This is a genomic window from Serratia sp. HNCC26DJ244 (assembly GCF_057180565.1).
The window spans coordinates 1-15,566 of sequence record NZ_JBXUGO010000019.1; the positions used below are offsets into that span (position 1 = coordinate 1).

Annotated in this window: 17 protein-coding genes; 14 read left to right on the plus strand and 3 right to left on the minus strand. The window is 50.4% G+C overall.

What is annotated here, in order from left to right; translation table 11 throughout:
• The first annotated feature begins 314 nt into the window (after positions 1 to 314).
• The 4 genes from AC2A06_RS14470 (at position 315) to phrB (ending at position 4,129) form a co-directional block, all read left to right on the plus strand.
• A complete protein-coding gene (locus AC2A06_RS14470; RefSeq protein WP_023490649.1) occupies positions 315 to 521 on the plus strand; it encodes a YbfA family protein in 207 nt (68 codons plus the stop codon).
• Between the two features lie 311 nt (positions 522 to 832).
• The gene (locus tag AC2A06_RS14475; protein ID WP_484380746.1) at positions 833 to 1,435 is read left to right on the plus strand and encodes a tyrosine-protein phosphatase; all 603 of its coding nucleotides are present in this window, start codon (positions 833 to 835) and stop codon (positions 1,433 to 1,435) included.
• A gap of 273 nt (positions 1,436 to 1,708) precedes the next feature.
• Positions 1,709 to 2,662 carry a YbgA family protein gene (locus AC2A06_RS14480; RefSeq protein WP_484380747.1) on the plus strand — a complete coding sequence of 318 codons (954 nt, stop codon included), beginning with the start codon at positions 1,709 to 1,711 and terminating at the stop codon, positions 2,660 to 2,662.
• A gap of 15 nt (positions 2,663 to 2,677) precedes the next feature.
• Positions 2,678 to 4,129: a deoxyribodipyrimidine photo-lyase gene (phrB, locus tag AC2A06_RS14485; protein ID WP_484380748.1), complete on the plus strand. Its 1,452-nt coding sequence runs from the start codon at positions 2,678 to 2,680 to the stop codon at positions 4,127 to 4,129.
• Here the strand turns inward: phrB and AC2A06_RS14490 are convergent.
• Entirely contained in the window at positions 4,106 to 4,429 is a 324-nt protein-coding gene (locus tag AC2A06_RS14490; protein ID WP_023490653.1) for a branched-chain amino acid transporter permease, read from the minus strand. The two genes, phrB and AC2A06_RS14490, sit on opposite strands and share 24 nt — an antisense overlap.
• Positions 4,422 to 5,099 (minus strand): AzlC family ABC transporter permease, encoded by a 678-nt coding sequence (locus AC2A06_RS14495; protein ID WP_023490654.1) that lies wholly within the window; start codon positions 5,097 to 5,099, stop codon positions 4,422 to 4,424. Before AC2A06_RS14495 ends, AC2A06_RS14490 begins: the two co-directional genes overlap by 8 nt.
• Positions 5,100 to 5,323: 224 nt before the next feature.
• Here AC2A06_RS14495 and AC2A06_RS14500 point away from each other — a divergent pair, with 224 nt between their 5' ends.
• From AC2A06_RS14500 to pcp, 7 genes are all read left to right on the plus strand, one after another.
• Positions 5,324 to 6,067: a type 2 GTP cyclohydrolase I gene (locus tag AC2A06_RS14500; protein WP_473195708.1), complete on the plus strand. Its 744-nt coding sequence runs from the start codon at positions 5,324 to 5,326 to the stop codon at positions 6,065 to 6,067.
• A gap of 224 nt (positions 6,068 to 6,291) precedes the next feature.
• Positions 6,292 to 6,948, plus strand: coding sequence for a 5-oxoprolinase subunit PxpB (pxpB, locus tag AC2A06_RS14505; RefSeq protein ID WP_023490656.1), 657 nt, complete (start codon positions 6,292 to 6,294; stop codon positions 6,946 to 6,948).
• Complete coding sequence (gene pxpC / locus AC2A06_RS14510; protein ID WP_484380749.1) at positions 6,942 to 7,886, plus strand: 5-oxoprolinase subunit PxpC; 945 nt, start codon at positions 6,942 to 6,944, stop codon at positions 7,884 to 7,886. Before pxpB ends, pxpC begins: the two co-directional genes overlap by 7 nt.
• Complete coding sequence (gene pxpA / locus AC2A06_RS14515) at positions 7,864 to 8,601, plus strand: 5-oxoprolinase subunit PxpA (RefSeq protein WP_023490658.1); 738 nt, start codon at positions 7,864 to 7,866, stop codon at positions 8,599 to 8,601. The genes pxpC and pxpA overlap by 23 nt, the downstream gene beginning before the upstream one ends.
• Before the next feature lie 89 nt (positions 8,602 to 8,690).
• Positions 8,691 to 9,422, plus strand: coding sequence for a DUF969 domain-containing protein (locus tag AC2A06_RS14520; RefSeq protein ID WP_023490659.1), 732 nt, complete (start codon positions 8,691 to 8,693; stop codon positions 9,420 to 9,422).
• A complete protein-coding gene (locus tag AC2A06_RS14525; protein ID WP_484380750.1) occupies positions 9,419 to 10,426 on the plus strand; it encodes a DUF979 domain-containing protein in 1,008 nt (335 codons plus the stop codon). Before AC2A06_RS14520 ends, AC2A06_RS14525 begins: the two co-directional genes overlap by 4 nt.
• Before the next feature lie 12 nt (positions 10,427 to 10,438).
• Entirely contained in the window at positions 10,439 to 11,083 is a 645-nt protein-coding gene (pcp, locus tag AC2A06_RS14530) for a pyroglutamyl-peptidase I (RefSeq protein WP_484380751.1), read from the plus strand.
• A gap of 83 nt (positions 11,084 to 11,166) precedes the next feature.
• Here pcp and AC2A06_RS14535 read toward each other — a convergent pair whose 3' ends face one another.
• Positions 11,167 to 12,453 (minus strand): citrate synthase, encoded by a 1,287-nt coding sequence (locus tag AC2A06_RS14535; RefSeq protein ID WP_023490662.1) that lies wholly within the window; start codon positions 12,451 to 12,453, stop codon positions 11,167 to 11,169.
• A gap of 605 nt (positions 12,454 to 13,058) precedes the next feature.
• Between AC2A06_RS14535 and sdhC the strand changes: the two genes are divergently transcribed.
• Genes sdhC through sdhA form a run of 3 tightly spaced genes read left to right on the plus strand, consistent with a single transcriptional unit; the run spans position 13,059 to position 15,556 of the window.
• Positions 13,059 to 13,448 carry a succinate dehydrogenase cytochrome b556 subunit gene (gene sdhC / locus AC2A06_RS14540; protein ID WP_473195704.1) on the plus strand — a complete coding sequence of 130 codons (390 nt, stop codon included), beginning with the start codon at positions 13,059 to 13,061 and terminating at the stop codon, positions 13,446 to 13,448.
• A complete protein-coding gene (gene sdhD, locus AC2A06_RS14545; protein WP_023489831.1) occupies positions 13,442 to 13,789 on the plus strand; it encodes a succinate dehydrogenase membrane anchor subunit in 348 nt (115 codons plus the stop codon). Before sdhC ends, sdhD begins: the two co-directional genes overlap by 7 nt.
• Entirely contained in the window at positions 13,790 to 15,556 is a 1,767-nt protein-coding gene (gene sdhA / locus AC2A06_RS14550; protein ID WP_023489830.1) for a succinate dehydrogenase flavoprotein subunit, read from the plus strand.
• Positions 15,557 to 15,566: the final 10 nt, after the last annotated feature.

Here is a 15,566-nt window from a genome sequence, read left to right on the forward strand (position 1 = left end):
TGGTATTAGGATCAGCTATTTAGGCGGAATACTGGAAAGAAACTGAAAAATAACGCACCCAAATATAAAGAAAGTATAAAAATGGTTTAAATATGCAGTTAAAAATTAACTTAAGCCGTATTAAATTAACCGTTCTGTAACAACGTGATTTAGTAATGCCTGTCGATGCGATTATTTGATCATTGAGTGGTCTGATGAGTGGAAAAATTATACATATTGCGGTATTATTTTGCTCAGTTTTTAACTCATCTGGTTTGAATTTTCGCCTCACGCTTGGCTCTGACAGCGTAGGGTGCTGTTTTAAAGGAGTTTCTATGTCTTACTATCACGCATATCCGTTACATCGTATCTTCCTGCGCCGTAGTGCAGTGATTCTGGTGGGTGTTCTTGCCTTTCCGGTGATGTTGTTCCGTAATGATCGCGCCCGCTTTTACAGCTATTTACATCGCGTATGGTCAAAGACCAGTAATAAACCTGTCTGGTTGCAACAGGCTGAAAGCGCCCCGGTTGATTTTTACTAACACTTTTCAGTGTCGGCGATTATTTTCAACCTTGGCAAAATGCTGTTTATTATCCAGTGTGCCGTTAGTTGTCATTTCTGTGGTGGCTTTAGTGCAGGTAGACTCAGGTTCATTTAAGTTGCAGCCAACGCGCCAACAGCTTGAATGGTCACGGTTATATACCAGCGCGGCGTTATAAAATTTAATTTACCAATACCAACCAAGATATTCCCATGGGTAAGCAAATGGCCCATACTGGATAGCATTGAAACGCGATGCGGCGGCAGCCAGCCTGACCAAGCCCAGTAAGAACGGAATATAAAGAACAGAATATGAATTGGATAACCCCACCCCTGATAGTGGCACCTGTGGCGCAGGCGACACAGCGGCTACGCCTGTTGCTGAACGTCATGATGTTCAGCGTCTTACTTTTTGGCAGCGTCACTGCCTTGGCGAATACCGCTTTGCCACTGAACTTCCACCAGGTTTCACCTGAAATCTACCGTTCAGCGCAGCCTGACGTAGCTCAGATGAAGGCCGTTGAGCAGCAGGGGATCAAAACCGTACTCAACCTGCGCCAGTGGAATGATGATGACAGTGAAGCCAAAGGTACCCATCTGGTGTTGCGCCGCGTGCCGATCAATGCGGCAGTGATCAATGACGACAAAGTGGTGAGCGCCTTGCGGGAAGTCCGTTTTGCTCAAAAACCGCTACTGGTACATTGTTGGCATGGTAGTGATCGTACCGGTCTGGTGGTCGCCATGTATCGCCTGGTGTTCGAACAGGCCAGCAAAGCCGAGGTATTAGCCGAGTTGCGCCAGCCACAATTCGGTTACCACGAAAGTTATTATCCAAATATTGCTCGTTATATCAGTAGCGTTAATGTTGACCAGATCCGGCAACGGGTTCTGGCCGATAATCCTCGGCAGTCTTAATTTTCTAGCAGGGAAGAGGGGGATTCGCCCCTTTACCTAAAAAAGTTCGGAAATGGTCCTTCTTCGCCAGCTATTATTGCCTTTCAGCACATAACAATATCACCATCAGCACATAACAATATCACCATCAGCACATAACAATATCACCATCAGCGCGATTGCTATTTCGTATTCTTGCCCGAACTCTTCTACACTTCTCTATCCACACTCATTCAAATTGCTGTTTTAAATGGCGATGGGTATTAACATTTTTTGGCTAGGGAGAGAGATAACATGAGCGACAAGATCCTTATCGGTATCAGTGCTTGCCTGCTGGGTAATCCGGTACGGTTTGACGGTGGTCATAAGCGCTGTGAGTTTGCAATTGATCAACTGTCACCCTATGTGCAGTTTGAGCCTATTTGCCCGGAAATGGCCATTGGTATGCCTACTCCCCGCCCGGCATTGCGTTTGGTTAAAAAACAGCAACAAACTCTGTTGTGTCATAGCAGTGATCATCAGGTGGATGTCACGGACAAAATGCAGCAATTTTCACAGCAGCGTGTCGCTAACTTAACCCATCTGTGTGGTTATATTGTCTGTGCAAAATCCCCCAGTTGTGGGATGGAGCGAGTCAAGGTTTATGATGAAAATGGCTCAGGGGCGCGTAAAAGTGGCGTGGGGCTGTTTACCGCTGAGTTATTGCGCCAGATGCCTTGGTTACCGATAGAGGAAGATGGCCGTTTGAATGACGCCGAGTTGCGGGAAAACTTTGCCGAACGGGTGTTTGCGCTACATGAGTTGAATCTATTGTGGCGTCAGGGATTGACCCGTGGGGGCCTGATTGCCTATCACAGCCGTTATAAACTGATATTACTGGCACATTCACAGCCCGGTTCCCGAGAGTTAGGGCGTTTTGTGGCAGAGATTGAACGCTGGGATAAACTGGAGGAGTTTGCTGTGGAGTACCGCCAACGCCTGATGGCGATACTGCAACACAAGGCAACCCGGCGTAATCACACCAATGTGCTGATGCATGTACAAGGCTATTTCCGTCCGCACCTTAATGCCGCGCAACGCCAGGAATTGGCTCAGTTGATTGAGCGTTATCGCCAGGGGGTACAGCCGTTGCTGGCGCCAATAACACTGTTGAAACACTATATGGCTGAATTTCCTGATAGCTATCTGGCACAGCAGCGCTATTTTGATCCTTACCCAGAAGCACTGCGCCTGCGTTATGGCCACTAATAAGCAAGGAGTGTGATGACCACGCATCTGGTTTGGTTGCGCAATGATCTGCGCATTACCGACAATAAAGCTCTGTATGCCGCCTGCGCTGACCCACAAGCGCGGGTGATGGCGCTGTATATCGCGACACCGCAACAGTGGCGGCAACACAATATGTCCCCGCGTCAGGCGGCTTTTATTCACGCCCATCTACGGCAACTGCAGCAGGTACTGGCGGCTCGGGGGATAGAACTGGTTTGCCACCAATGCGGTAATTTTGCTGAGTCGGCACAGTGGCTGGTGGAGTTTTGCCAGCAGCAACAAGTTTCAGCCCTGTTTTATAACCGCCAATATGAGTTCAATGAACGCCAGCGCGATAGCGGGGTTGAACAAGCATTGCAAGGGCAGGTGAGTTGTCATGGTTTTGATGACAGCCTGTTACTGCCGCCCGGTAGTGTGCAAACCGCTAAGGGCGAGATGTATCAGGTTTTCACCCCATTTCGTCATACCTTTATTCAGCGGCTGCTGGCGTCGGAAACCACGGTATTACCAGCCCCTTCCTCACGGGGGCCTGCATGCCAGTTTACGCTGCCTGACAAGTTTGATTATCCCTTTGAGGAGGTGAGTGACGGCTATCCGGTGGGTGAACAGGCAGCGCTACAAAGGTTACGTGCATTTTGCCGTGAGCAAGTGTCTGACTATGCTAAACAGCGCGACTTGCCCGCCATTAATGGCACCAGCAATTTGTCGCCTTATCTGGCGATCGGTGTGCTCTCTCCGCGTCAGTGTCTTAACCGCTTGCGGGTGGAGTGCCCGGATGTGTTGGAAAACCCGCAAAGTGGCGCTTTTTGTTGGTTAAATGAATTGATCTGGCGGGAGTTTTATCGCCATTTGATCGTTGCCTATCCCGCGTTATGTAAACATCGTCCTTTTATCCCGTGGACCGATAACCTGAGCTGGAGCGATAACCCATCCGCGTTACAGGCTTGGCAGCAAGGCCTGACCGGTTATCCGATTGTGGATGCCGCTATGCGTCAGCTTAATCAAACGGGGTGGATGCATAACCGGTTACGGATGGTCAGCGCCAGTTTTCTGGTTAAAGATCTGTTGATCGATTGGCGTGCTGGTGAACGTTATTTTATGTCGCAATTGTTGGATGGTGACCTGGCGGCCAATAATGGTGGTTGGCAGTGGGCGGCATCAACAGGAACCGATGCTGCACCCTATTTCCGCATCTTTAACCCGACCACGCAGGGGAAACGTTTTGATCCCCAAGGTGTTTTTATCCGTAAATGGCTCCCAGAGCTGGCACAGGTACCCGACAGTGAGATCCACCATCCCCATCGTTGGGCACAAAAGCAACGGGTGGTGTTGGACTACCCGCAACCGATAGTCGATCATCAGCAGGCCAGGTTGAATACCTTGGCCCGCTTTGAGGCAGCGAAAAGCCAAGAGACGCAGGCATTAAGGCCAGAAATGAAGGATTAAAACATAGGACAACACGCCAAGCGTGATACTTAGCAGCACATTACGTAGCATCAGGTGTACTGCGGTGATAAGCAACGCCGGGATAATAAAATGTATGCTTTGCTGGATCTGGTGCATTTTAATCATGCCGGATGAGTAAATCACCAGAATAAACATCATCACCAGTGGGAAGCGCTGTCGAATATAAATGGCAAAGCCATTCATGGTTAATTTTTTTTCAAACGCGAAAGGCAGCGCGCGCAGCAAGAAGGTCACTATCCCCATCACCAGGATCACTGACAAAATATAATAATTACTCACTGAGTATCACTCCGTTTCTTTCGGTAATTTTGTACTGCAGATAGAACATCACCAAGGCGCACAAACTGGCGCAAATCAGGAAAGTATCGGGGAAAAATAGCCAGGCAAACAAGCAACTGCCACCAGCGATAACTAACGCACTGAACGAGAAATTGTTCTTTAGTTGCTCAATAAAAAGCACGATAAACAGCGCAGTTAAAGAAAAATCCAGACCAGCGATCGGCGGGATCTGATCCGCCAGCATGATTCCCAACACTGTACCTAGCACCCAGTAACCATGATTCAGCATGACGATAATCAAGGCTTCTCGCTTGTTAAGCGTCTTATAACTGGTGAGCAGGGAGTAACTTTCGTCAGTAATGCAGAAGATGAAATAGAGTTTTTTTAACCAGGTGTCAGGCATCAGGTTGATCAGAGACATGCCATAAAACAGGTGGCGGAAGTTGACCAATAACGTCGCGATAGCGATATCGAGTAACGAGTTGGCCGCCAGTACCATGGGAATAGCTAGAAACTGAATGGCACCAGCAAACACCAACAGGCTGAATAGCGGTGCAAAGTACCATGGTATCCCCTCAGTGGACATCAGGAAGCCAAAAACCATCCCTAAAGGGATATAGCCCAACATCACCGGTAGCGTTAGTTTGAAATAGTAACTTGCTGTATTCATTTGAATAAACACCAACAGTAATTGACGACAGGTTGCGGGTTATTGGTGGGTTTATAGCGTGATATAGCGATAGTTTTCCGTGTTTGTTGCATGATGGCGTCCAAATGCTCCCTGACTGAGTTCACCAGTATACGGATCAATTAATTGGTGAGGATATTTTTCTTTAACCCAACCAATATGCTCTAATCTTGGGTAATTTGGCTATAACCAAAAGTGAGAATGATATGCATAACCTGGATCTGGAAAATCTGCTCAACACTGAGCTCAATTGTGCGGCGTTTCAAGATTATGCGCCGAATGGCCTGCAGGTAGAAGGGCGTTCACAAGTGCAGCGCATTGTCACCGGGGTCACCGCTTGCCAGGCGTTGCTGGATGCAGCAGTGGAACAGCAAGCTGATGCGGTTATTGTGCATCATGGTTATTTCTGGAAAAACGAAGCGCCAGCGGTGCGTGGCATGAAACGCAACCGGCTGAAAACCTTACTGAGCCATGACATCAATCTGTATGGTTATCACTTGCCGTTGGATGCCCATCCTACATTGGGCAATAACGCCCAGTTGGCTCAATTGTTAGGTATTCGGGAACGGGGTCAAATAGAGCCGTTAGTGCCATACGGTGAATTTGAACCGCCGTTAACCGCCAGTGAACTGCAACAGCGGCTGGAAACTCGCCTTGGCCGGGCAATATTGCACTGTGGTGATCATGCACCACAACTTATCCGTAGTGTGGCCTGGTGTACTGGTGGCGGCCAAGGGTTTATCGACAGCGCTGCACAGTTTGGTGCTGATGCCTTTATCAGTGGTGAAGTGTCTGAACAAACCATTCATACCGCCCGGGAGATGGGTATCCACTTTTTTGCTGCGGGTCATCACGCCACTGAACGGGTGGGCATCAAGGCGCTGGGTGAGTGGTTGGCACAACAGCACGGTTTTGATGTTCGCTTTATTGATATCCCCAATCCTGCCTGACAACCGGTTAGGGGCAATATGCCCCTGTTCAATATGCTGTGCGTTGATATCCCCATTCACTCAAAGTGCCAATACCCCGCAGCTTGAGTGACCACTGGCATATTGACAGCCAGCCTCTGCTCGCGCATAACTGTCAAGTTTTGTAAGTCATTAACTCCCTAAGCATTGTAAGTGATAGGCGGGCGGTTTTCTGCTGGAAAAATGCTGGGGATAAGGAGATTAAGGTGCAACGAGCACGATATTACCTGCTAGGGGAACGCGCTGTAGTGCTTGAATTGGCACCCCCGGTGACGCTGCAGAGCCAGCAGCGTATTTGGGCGTTGGCAGAAAAACTGAACCACCATCAGGATGTGCGGGAAGTGGTCCCGGGGATGAATAACCTGATGTTGTTACTGTATACGCCACAGGCCGATGCAGAAGCAATGCTGGCGTTATTACGTCAGGGGTGGGAAGAGAAGGAGTGTCTGGTGCCGGAGTCCCGTGAGGTGGATATTCCGGTGGTTTATGGTGGTGAGTATGGTCCGGATCTGGCGGAGGTGGCACAGCACACTGGCCTGACTATGCGCCAAGTGGTGGAATGCCACTCCTCAGTGACTTATGTGGTCTATTTTCTCGGGTTCCAACCCGGTTTTACTTATCTGGGGGGGATGCCAGAACGGTTGGCAACACCGCGCCGGGCGGTTCCTCGCTTGTCGGTGGCTGCTGGGTCAGTGGGTATTGGTGGCGGGCAAACCGGCATCTATCCCCTTGTGACCCCTGGGGGATGGCAATTGATTGGCCGCACGCCACTGGCGCTGTTTAATCCCCATGAAATGCCACCGACGCTATTGCGCCCTGGTGATAATGTGCGTTTTGTACCGCAGAAGGAGGGGGTATGTTGAAGATCTCGCGAGCCGGTATCTACACCACCGTGCAGGATTTAGGGCGTAATGGTTTCCGTCGGTTAGGCATCAGCCAAGGGGGCGCGCTTGATATACCCGCGCTGAAAATTGCCAATCTATTGGTGGGGAATGCGCCGGAAACCGCTGGGCTGGAAATTACCTTAGGGCAGTTCAGCGCTGAATTGACCCGTGATGGCTGGATAGCATTGACCGGGGCGGGTTGTGATGCTCATCTGGACGGTAAATCGTTATGGACCGGCTGGTGTTATCCGGTGAAAAAGGGTCAACGGCTGACGTTGAAAACGCCTAAATATGGCATGCGTAGTTATCTGGCTATTTCTGGCGGCATTGATGTCCCTGGTATGTTGGGGTCGCGCAGCACGGATCTCACTGCCGGTTTTGGTGGTTGGCAAGGGCGCCAATTGAAAGATGGCGATATTTTACCTTTAGGCCAACCTCAAGCGGCCCCCACCCGTAGCGTTGGCGTGAAACAATTACTGTTCAGTAACCGGGTTCGCGCCATACCGGGCCCGGAATATGATGAGTTTAGCCCTGCGGCACAAGAGGATTTTTGGCGTACCCCATGGCAACTCAGCCCACAAAGTAACCGTATGGGCTATCGCCTACATGGTGGTAATGCCCTAACGCGGACCACCGAGCGTGAAATGCTGTCCCACGGTTTATTACCGGGGGTGATTCAGGTTCCGCACAGTGGTCAGCCCATTGTGTTGATGGCGGATGCTCAAACCACCGGGGGATACCCGCGTATTGCCTGCGTGATTGAGGCCGATCTCTACCATTTAGCGCAAACCCGTTTGGGGGATGTGATCCACTTTACACCTTGTACGCTGGCCGCAGCAAAACACGCCAAAGCCGAGCAAGATCACTATGTTCAACAAATTGCCTGGGGGTTAAATGAACATCGACTTAAATGCTGATTTGGGGGAGGGCGGCGCTCATGATCAGGCATTACTGCAGTTGGTGAGTTCCGCGAATATCGCCTGTGGTTTTCATGCTGGTGATGCGCAAACCATGCGTCAGTCGGTGCGTTGGGCATTGCAGTATGGTGTTGCTATTGGCGCTCATCCCAGTTTTCCTGACCGGGAAAACTTTGGCCGCACGCCGATGCAGTTACCAGCAGAAACCGTTTACGCCCAGGTGGTGTATCAGTTGGGAGCGTTGGCGGCGATTGCTCATACGGAGGGCGGGCGCATGGTTCATGTAAAACCGCATGGTATGTTATATAACCAGGCGGCTATAGAGCCTGCATTGGCTGACGCGATTGCCCGCGCTGTATTAGCGGTGGACCCAAAATTGTGCCTGGTGGGGTTAGCGGGCAGCGAGTTGATCCGGGCGGGTAAAAAACTGGGGTTGGTAACGCGCCAAGAGGTATTTGCTGATCGCGGTTATCAGGCTGATGGCACGCTGGTGCCGCGTGGGCAACCCGGCGCATTGATTACTGATGAACAACAGGCGTTGGCACAAACGCTGGAGATGGTGCGCCATCAGCGGGTGCGTACCGCGCAAGGCAGTTGGGTTGAGGTTCAGGCGGAAACCGTTTGTCTGCACGGTGATGGTGAACATGCACTGGTTTACGCGCATAAACTGCGTGAGCTTTTTGCTGCGCATCAGATAAGTGTTAGCGCGCAATAAAAATAACCACTATTTAGCTAATCACATATTACCCCGACGCATTTTTGAGCTATCGCTTGGAAGGCTGAAGGGAAAAGGGGGACTTTGCTATGCAACAAGTTGTCAATCTCTGGCCACTGATCGGTATTGCCGTCATTGTGGTAGGATTTTTTTTGCGTTTTAACCCAGTATTGGTGGTGATTGTCGCCGGTATTATCACCGGGCTGGCGGCAATGATGCCGTTGGCAACCATTTTGGAAAAGCTTGGCGAAGGCTTTCTTAATACACGCAATTTACCCCTGATCCTGCTGTTGCCGTTGGCGGTCATTGGCTTGCTAGAGCGCCATGGCTTGAAGGAGCATGCTCAGGCGTGGATTGCCAAAATCAAGAGTGCCACCGCCGGGCGTTTGCTGATTGTTTACCTGTTTGCCCGTGAAGTGACGGCGGCAATGGGCTTGACCAGCCTAGGGGGGCACCCCCAGATGGTGCGGCCCTTGTTGGCACCGATGGCTGAAGGGGCGACGGAAAACCGTTACGGTGACTTGCCTGACTCTGTACGCTATCGGTTACGTGCCATGTCTGCCGCAACGGATAACGTGGGGCTATTTTTTGGCGAAGATATTTTTGTCGCTTTCGGTGCAATTATCTTTATGCATAACTTTATGCAGGAGTCGGCGGGGATTCAGACCGAGCCGTTGCATATTGCGCTGTGGGGGATCCCAACGGCTATTTTTGCTTTCCTGATCCACGCCTTCCGTTTGCACCGCATGGACAAGCAGTTAACCGCTGAACTGAACAAACTTAACCAGGCAGCCATGCAGGCGAAGGGAGGTAAACAATGATTTTCCAGCAACAATATCTTTACTGGCTGGCCGGCGTGGTGTTGTTGGCCGTCGCAGTCATGTCATGGCGTGACAGGGCCAACCCTCGTCGCGTTACTACCGGGTTGTTCTGGGGGTTATACGGGCTGATCTTTCTGGTGGGTGACTGGACCTACGGGCTATTTGGTAGTGGTGCTGAAGCCAAACGCCAACTGCATATGGTGGTGGGTGGGCTGGTGGTGCTGATGGCTTTGATTGCCGGTTTTGGTGGCGTGCGCCTCGGCAGTTATCATCAGCGTAGCCAGCAGGAACGTGAAGCCAGTGCCCAGCGCTTGGGGAATCGGCTGTTTATTCCGGCCCTGGTGATCCCTGTGGGCACTGTGATTGGCGTATTGCTGTTTAGCAATATTCCGGCATTGCAAAATGCGTTATTTGGCAGTGGTAATCATTCTACCTTGATTACCTTGTTTTCGATGGCCGTTGGCTGCCTATTGGGGCTGATTATTGCGGTGAAAATGACCCACGAGAAGGTATTGCAACCGGTGCAGGAAGCGCGTCGTCTGCTGGACTCCATTGGTTGGGCCTTTATTTTACCGCAGATCTTGGCGACGCTTGGTTTGTTATTTACCACCGCCGGGGTCGGTACCGCCATTTCCCATCTGACCCAAGAATATCTGGTGGTGGATAACCGTTTTGTCGCGGTGGCAGTGTACGCCATTGGCATGGCACTGCTGACCATGGTGATGGGTAACGCCTTTGCGGCTTTCCCCATTGTTACCGCAGGGATTGGTATTCCAATTTTGGTACTGCAACATGGCGGGGATCCGGCGGTGATGGCGGCAATTGGGATGTTCTCTGGTTATTGCGGCACCTTGATGACGCCTATGGCGGCCAACTTTAATATTGTCCCCGCCGCCTTACTGGAATTACCGGATAAGAATGCGGTGATTAAGGCGCAGGTCCCTACCGGGCTGGCGTTGCTGCTGGTTAACGTATTCCTGCTCTATTTCCTGATGTTCCTGTAGGAGAATCAAGGTATGCAAAAGGTATTGATTACAGGTTTTGAACCCTTCGGTGGCGAACAGGTGAATCCGTCCTGGGAAGTGGTCAAGCAGCTTGATGGAGTGCAAATAGCCGGGGCACAGATTATTGCACGCCAATTACCTTGTGTATTTGGTGAGTCGTTAAGCGTGCTGAATGCGGCCATTGATCAACTGCAGCCTCAACGCGTATTGGCGATCGGTCAGGCCGGAGGGCGCAGCGATATTACCGTTGAACGGGTGGCGATCAACGTTGATGATGCGCGCATTGCTGATAATCAGGGGCAGCAGCCGATTGACCAGGTGATTGTTGAACATGGCCCAGCGGCCTATTTCAGTACTTTGCCGATCAAGGCGATAGTCAATGCGTTGCGGCAGGCCGGTATTCCTGCTTCGGTATCACAAACTGCGGGTACTTATGTTTGTAATCATGTGATGTATGGCCTGTTACATCGTTTAAGCAGCCAACCGCAAATCAAGGGCGGGTTTATTCATATCCCTTACCTGCCAGAACAAGCCGCACATCACCCAGGGCAACCGAGTATGGCCGCTGAAACGGTCTTGTCAGCACTGAAATTGGCTATTTCTCTGACGCTACGCGTGGAGCAGGATTTGAAAGTGGCTGGCGGCACAACACATTGAGGTCATTGATACACTTGTGATGTTGGTTTACCCATAAGCAATAAATAATGAGCCTCATTGCTGAGGCTCATTTTCATGGCTTTTTATTTTACCTGAGGCTTAAACTGCCGTTCGGTATAACCGGTATACAACTGGCGCGGACGGGCGATCTTAATGCCTTCGTCGTGCATTTCGTTCCAGTGAGCGATCCAGCCGATGGTCCGGGCAATAGCGAAGATAACGGTAAACATTGAGGAAGGGATCCCCATCGCTTTCAAGATAATCCCTGAGTAGAAATCAACATTCGGGTAGAGTTTCTTCTCAATAAAGTAGGGGTCGTTCAGCGCGATATGCTCCAGCTCCATCGCCACTTCTAGCAGATTGTCATCTTTCCTGTTCAACTCTTTTAACACTTCATGGCAGGTTTCACGCATTACGGTGGCACGCGGATCGTAATTTTTGTACACCCGGTGGCCAAAGCCCATCAGACGGAAAGAGTCATTTTTATCTTTGGCACGCTTGATAAACTCTGGAATATGCTCAACGGTTTTGATCTCTTCCAGCATTTTCAGTGCCGCTTCGTTAGCACCACCGTGTGCCGGTCCCCATAGGGAAGCAATACCTGCCGCGATACAGGCAAACGGGTTAGCGCCCGAGGAACCTGCCGTACGCACCGTTGAGGTGGAGGCGTTTTGCTCGTGGTCAGCATGCAGGATAAGAATGCGGTCCATGGCACGTTCCAGCACCGGGTTCACCACATAATCCTCACAAGGGGTAGCAAACATCATACGCAGGAAATTGGCGGAATAAGAGAGATCGTTACGTGGGTAAACAAAGGGTTGCCCGATAGAATACTTGTAACACATCGCCGCCACGGTTGGCATTTTTGATAGTAAGCGGAATGCGGTGATTTCACGATGGCGTTCGTTGTTAACATCCAGCGCATCGTGATAGAACGCGGCTAATGCCCCGGTTACCCCACAGAGCACCGCCATTGGGTGTGAGTCACGGCGGAACCCTCTGAACAGATGAGTGATCTGATCGTGGATCATGGTGTGGCGAGTTACCGTGGTGATGAAGGTTTCGAGTTGTTCTGCGGTTGGTGCTTCACCATAAAGCAGGATATAGCACACTTCCAGATAGGTGGACTCTTTTGCCAACTGTTCAATCGGGAAGCCACGGTGCAGCAAAATGCCCTTATCGCCATCGATAAAGGTTATTTTCGATTCACAAGAAGCGGTAGAGGTAAAACCGGGATCAAAGGTGAAATAACCTTTAGAGCCCAGCGTGCGAACGTCAAGAACATCGGGGCCCAGCGTGGGGGTGAGTATACCCAGTTCGATCGGATCTTTGCCATTATTGATGTTAAGCGTCGCTTTCTTATCAGTCATTTACCGTCTCCTTAGCGCTTTAATTTAAAAACCTTTAATTACTGAAATACCTTAAATCTCTGCCAGTAGCTCACAATAAAGTGCTGACAATGCTAACTCTGTGAGCCACTACGCAAATGTGCAGGTAGAGCACCGAGTCGTCGCCCGATGCGCAGCATGATGATTCACTGTTGCATATCTTATGCATCAAGGAAAGCGTCTCTGCAGGTTCTCTCAGTCATCGCAGGTTCGATTTTTACACTATTTGTAATTTAGATGTTGATTCATTGTCAAATCAGATAATTAATTTTGTACAGAATGTGATAATCGTGAGCTGAATCACTGTTCGAGGGAAATGTTACTAAAGCTATTGTATTGGAATTGTAATGGGAATGTGAACCTCCTATACTGCCGCCAGGTCTCCGGGTTACCCTGAAGTAGGAGCACCCAGCGTTATATACCCCGTATTTAAAGTTGCAGCTAGGTATCAATGTGGTGGGTATAAGTACGTATGGTTTGAGCATAAAGGATAGTGATGCTTAACCATTTGACGTATAGGGGCTTGTTACCCTTGATGCTGTCTGAACCTTGTCCAGGCCCGGAGGAAGGAAGATAATGAGAGCTGTGTGGGCCTAAATGTGAAAAAACAAAGACCTGTCAATCTTGATCTGCAAACGATTCAGTTTCCTGTAACTGCGATAGCGTCCATCTTACACCGAGTCTCTGGCGTAATTACTTTCGTTGCCGTAGGTATTCTCCTCTGGCTGCTGGGCATTTCACTCTGTTCTCAAGAGGGATTCCTGCAAGCGGCTGCCATTATGAATAGCTTCTTCGTGAAATTCATCTTCTGGGGGATCCTCACTGCATTGGCCTATCACATTTGCGGTGGCATTCGTCACTTGTTAATGGATTTTGGCTGTATCGAAGAGAATTTAGCCACCGGTATACGTTCAGCCCAAGTGGCGTTCGTGTTGACGGTTGTGCTGTCAATTCTGGCTGGAGTCCTCCTATGGTAAACAATGTTTCTGCATTAGGGCGTAACGGCGTACACGACTGGTTATTACTGCGTGCTTCTGCCATTGTCATTACCCTGTATGTTCTCTATATCCTGGGCTTTTTTATCACCGCCCCAGCGATAACCTATGAAGTCTGGCGTGGTTTCTTTGCCAGTTCCATCACCAAAGTGTTCACCGTGCTGACATTATTGTCGGTTCTGGTACATGCCTGGGTGGGAATGTGGCAGGTGCTGACTGATTATATCAAGCCGTTGGCGTTACGCCTGGTACTGCAACTGGCTATTGTTGTGGTTTTGCTGGTTTATTTACTGTACGGAACCATCGTCGTGTGGGGAGCTTAAATGAAACTGCCAGTCAGAGAGTTTGACGCTGTTGTTATTGGTGCCGGTGGTGCAGGTATGCGCGCGGCATTGCAGATTTCCCAAGCAGGCTCAACCTGTGCTCTGCTTTCAAAGGTCTTTCCGACCCGTTCCCACACGGTATCGGCTCAAGGTGGTATTACCGTAGCCTTGGGTAACAACCATGAAGATAACTGGGAATGGCACATGTACGATACGGTGAAAGGTTCTGATTATATTGGTGATCAGGACGCCATCGAGTATATGTGTAAAACCGGTCCAGAAGCGATTCTGGAGCTGGAACATATGGGGTTGCCATTCTCACGTCTGGATGATGGCCGTATTTATCAGCGCCCATTTGGCGGGCAGTCATTAAATTTTGGCGGTGAGCAGGCTGCTCGTACCGCCGCCGCCGCAGACCGTACCGGTCATGCGTTGCTGCATACGCTGTACCAACAAAATCTGAAAAACCACACCACTATCTTCTCTGAATGGTACGCCCTGGACCTGGTTAAAAATCAGGATGGTGCCGTGGTAGGTACCACCGCTATCTGTATCGAAACCGGTGAAGTGGTGTACTTCAAAGCCAAAGCCACTATCTTGGCGACGGGCGGTGCCGGGCGTATCTATCAATCCACCACCAACGCTCATATTAACACCGGTGATGGTGTCGGTATGGCACTGCGTGCCGGTGTACCGGTGCAGGATATGGAAATGTGGCAGTTCCACCCAACAGGTATTGCCGGGGCGGGTGTGCTGGTTACCGAAGGATGCCGTGGTGAGGGTGGCTACCTGCTGAACAAACACGGTGAGCGTTTTATGGAGCGCTATGCACCCAACGCTAAAGACTTGGCAGGACGCGACGTTGTAGCCCGTTCGATTATGATCGAAATCCGTGAAGGGCGCGGTTGTGATGGTCCGTGGGGGCCACATGCCAAGTTGAAGTTGGACCACCTGGGTAAAGAGGTTCTGGAATCACGTCTGCCGGGCATTTTAGAGCTGTCTCGTACGTTCGCCCATGTCGATCCAGTGAAAGAACCTATCCCAGTGATCCCAACTTGCCACTATATGATGGGTGGCATTCCAACCAAAGTTACTGGCCAAGCGTTAACAGTCAATGAAAAGGGTGAAGATGTCGTGGTGCCCGGTTTGTTCGCTGTGGGTGAAATTGCCTGTGTCTCAGTACACGGTGCCAACCGCCTCGGTGGCAACTCATTACTGGACCTGGTGGTGTTTGGCCGTGCTGCGGGTATGCATCTGCAAGAGTCCTTGGCTGAGCAGGGCGAAAGCCGTGATGCCAGTGAATCCGATGTTGAAGCCTCGCTAGAGCGTTTGAACCGTTGGAACAATACCCAATCTGGTGAAGATCCGGTTGAAATCCGTAAAGCGTTGCAATCCTGTATGCAGAATAATTTCTCGGTGTTCCGTGAAGGTGATGCTATGGCGAAAGGGTTGGCAGAGTTGAATGTGCTACGTGAACGCCTGAAGAATGCCCGGTTGGATGATACATCTAGCGAATTCAATACCCAGCGTATTGAGTGCCTGGAGTTGGATAACCTGATGGAGACGGCTTATTCTACTGCAGTTTCAGCCAATTTCCGTACTGAGAGCCGTGGTGCGCATAGCCGCTTTGACTTCCCGGATCGGGATGATAACAACTGGTTGTGTCATTCGCTCTATCTGCCGCACTCTGAAAGCATGACGCGCCGTGAAGTGAACATGCAGCCGAAACTGCGTGCAGCATTCCCGCCGAAAGTGCGTTCTTACTAATTGCGGAGCC

What these genes read in the sequence shown, in the direction of transcription:
- AC2A06_RS14525 (WP_484380750.1), top strand. Translation starts at nt 9,419, where the DNA reads ATGATTTTCCAGCAACAATATCTTTACTGGCTGGCCGGCGTGGTGTTG.
- phrB (WP_484380748.1), top strand. Translation starts at nt 2,678, where the DNA reads ATGACCACGCATCTGGTTTGGTTGCGCAATGATCTGCGCATTACCGAC.
- AC2A06_RS14535 (WP_023490662.1), bottom strand. Translation starts at nt 12,453, where the DNA reads ATGACTGATAAGAAAGCGACGCTTAACATCAATAATGGCAAAGATCCG.
- pcp (WP_484380751.1), top strand. Translation starts at nt 10,439, where the DNA reads ATGCAAAAGGTATTGATTACAGGTTTTGAACCCTTCGGTGGCGAACAG.
- sdhA (WP_023489830.1), top strand. Translation starts at nt 13,790, where the DNA reads ATGAAACTGCCAGTCAGAGAGTTTGACGCTGTTGTTATTGGTGCCGGT.
- pxpC (WP_484380749.1), top strand. Translation starts at nt 6,942, where the DNA reads ATGTTGAAGATCTCGCGAGCCGGTATCTACACCACCGTGCAGGATTTA.
- AC2A06_RS14475 (WP_484380746.1), top strand. Translation starts at nt 833, where the DNA reads ATGAATTGGATAACCCCACCCCTGATAGTGGCACCTGTGGCGCAGGCG.
- AC2A06_RS14495 (WP_023490654.1), bottom strand. Translation starts at nt 5,099, where the DNA reads ATGAATACAGCAAGTTACTATTTCAAACTAACGCTACCGGTGATGTTG.
- AC2A06_RS14480 (WP_484380747.1), top strand. Translation starts at nt 1,709, where the DNA reads ATGAGCGACAAGATCCTTATCGGTATCAGTGCTTGCCTGCTGGGTAAT.
- pxpA (WP_023490658.1), top strand. Translation starts at nt 7,864, where the DNA reads ATGAACATCGACTTAAATGCTGATTTGGGGGAGGGCGGCGCTCATGAT.
- AC2A06_RS14520 (WP_023490659.1), top strand. Translation starts at nt 8,691, where the DNA reads ATGCAACAAGTTGTCAATCTCTGGCCACTGATCGGTATTGCCGTCATT.
- AC2A06_RS14500 (WP_473195708.1), top strand. Translation starts at nt 5,324, where the DNA reads ATGCATAACCTGGATCTGGAAAATCTGCTCAACACTGAGCTCAATTGT.
- sdhD (WP_023489831.1), top strand. Translation starts at nt 13,442, where the DNA reads ATGGTAAACAATGTTTCTGCATTAGGGCGTAACGGCGTACACGACTGG.
- AC2A06_RS14470 (WP_023490649.1), top strand. Translation starts at nt 315, where the DNA reads ATGTCTTACTATCACGCATATCCGTTACATCGTATCTTCCTGCGCCGT.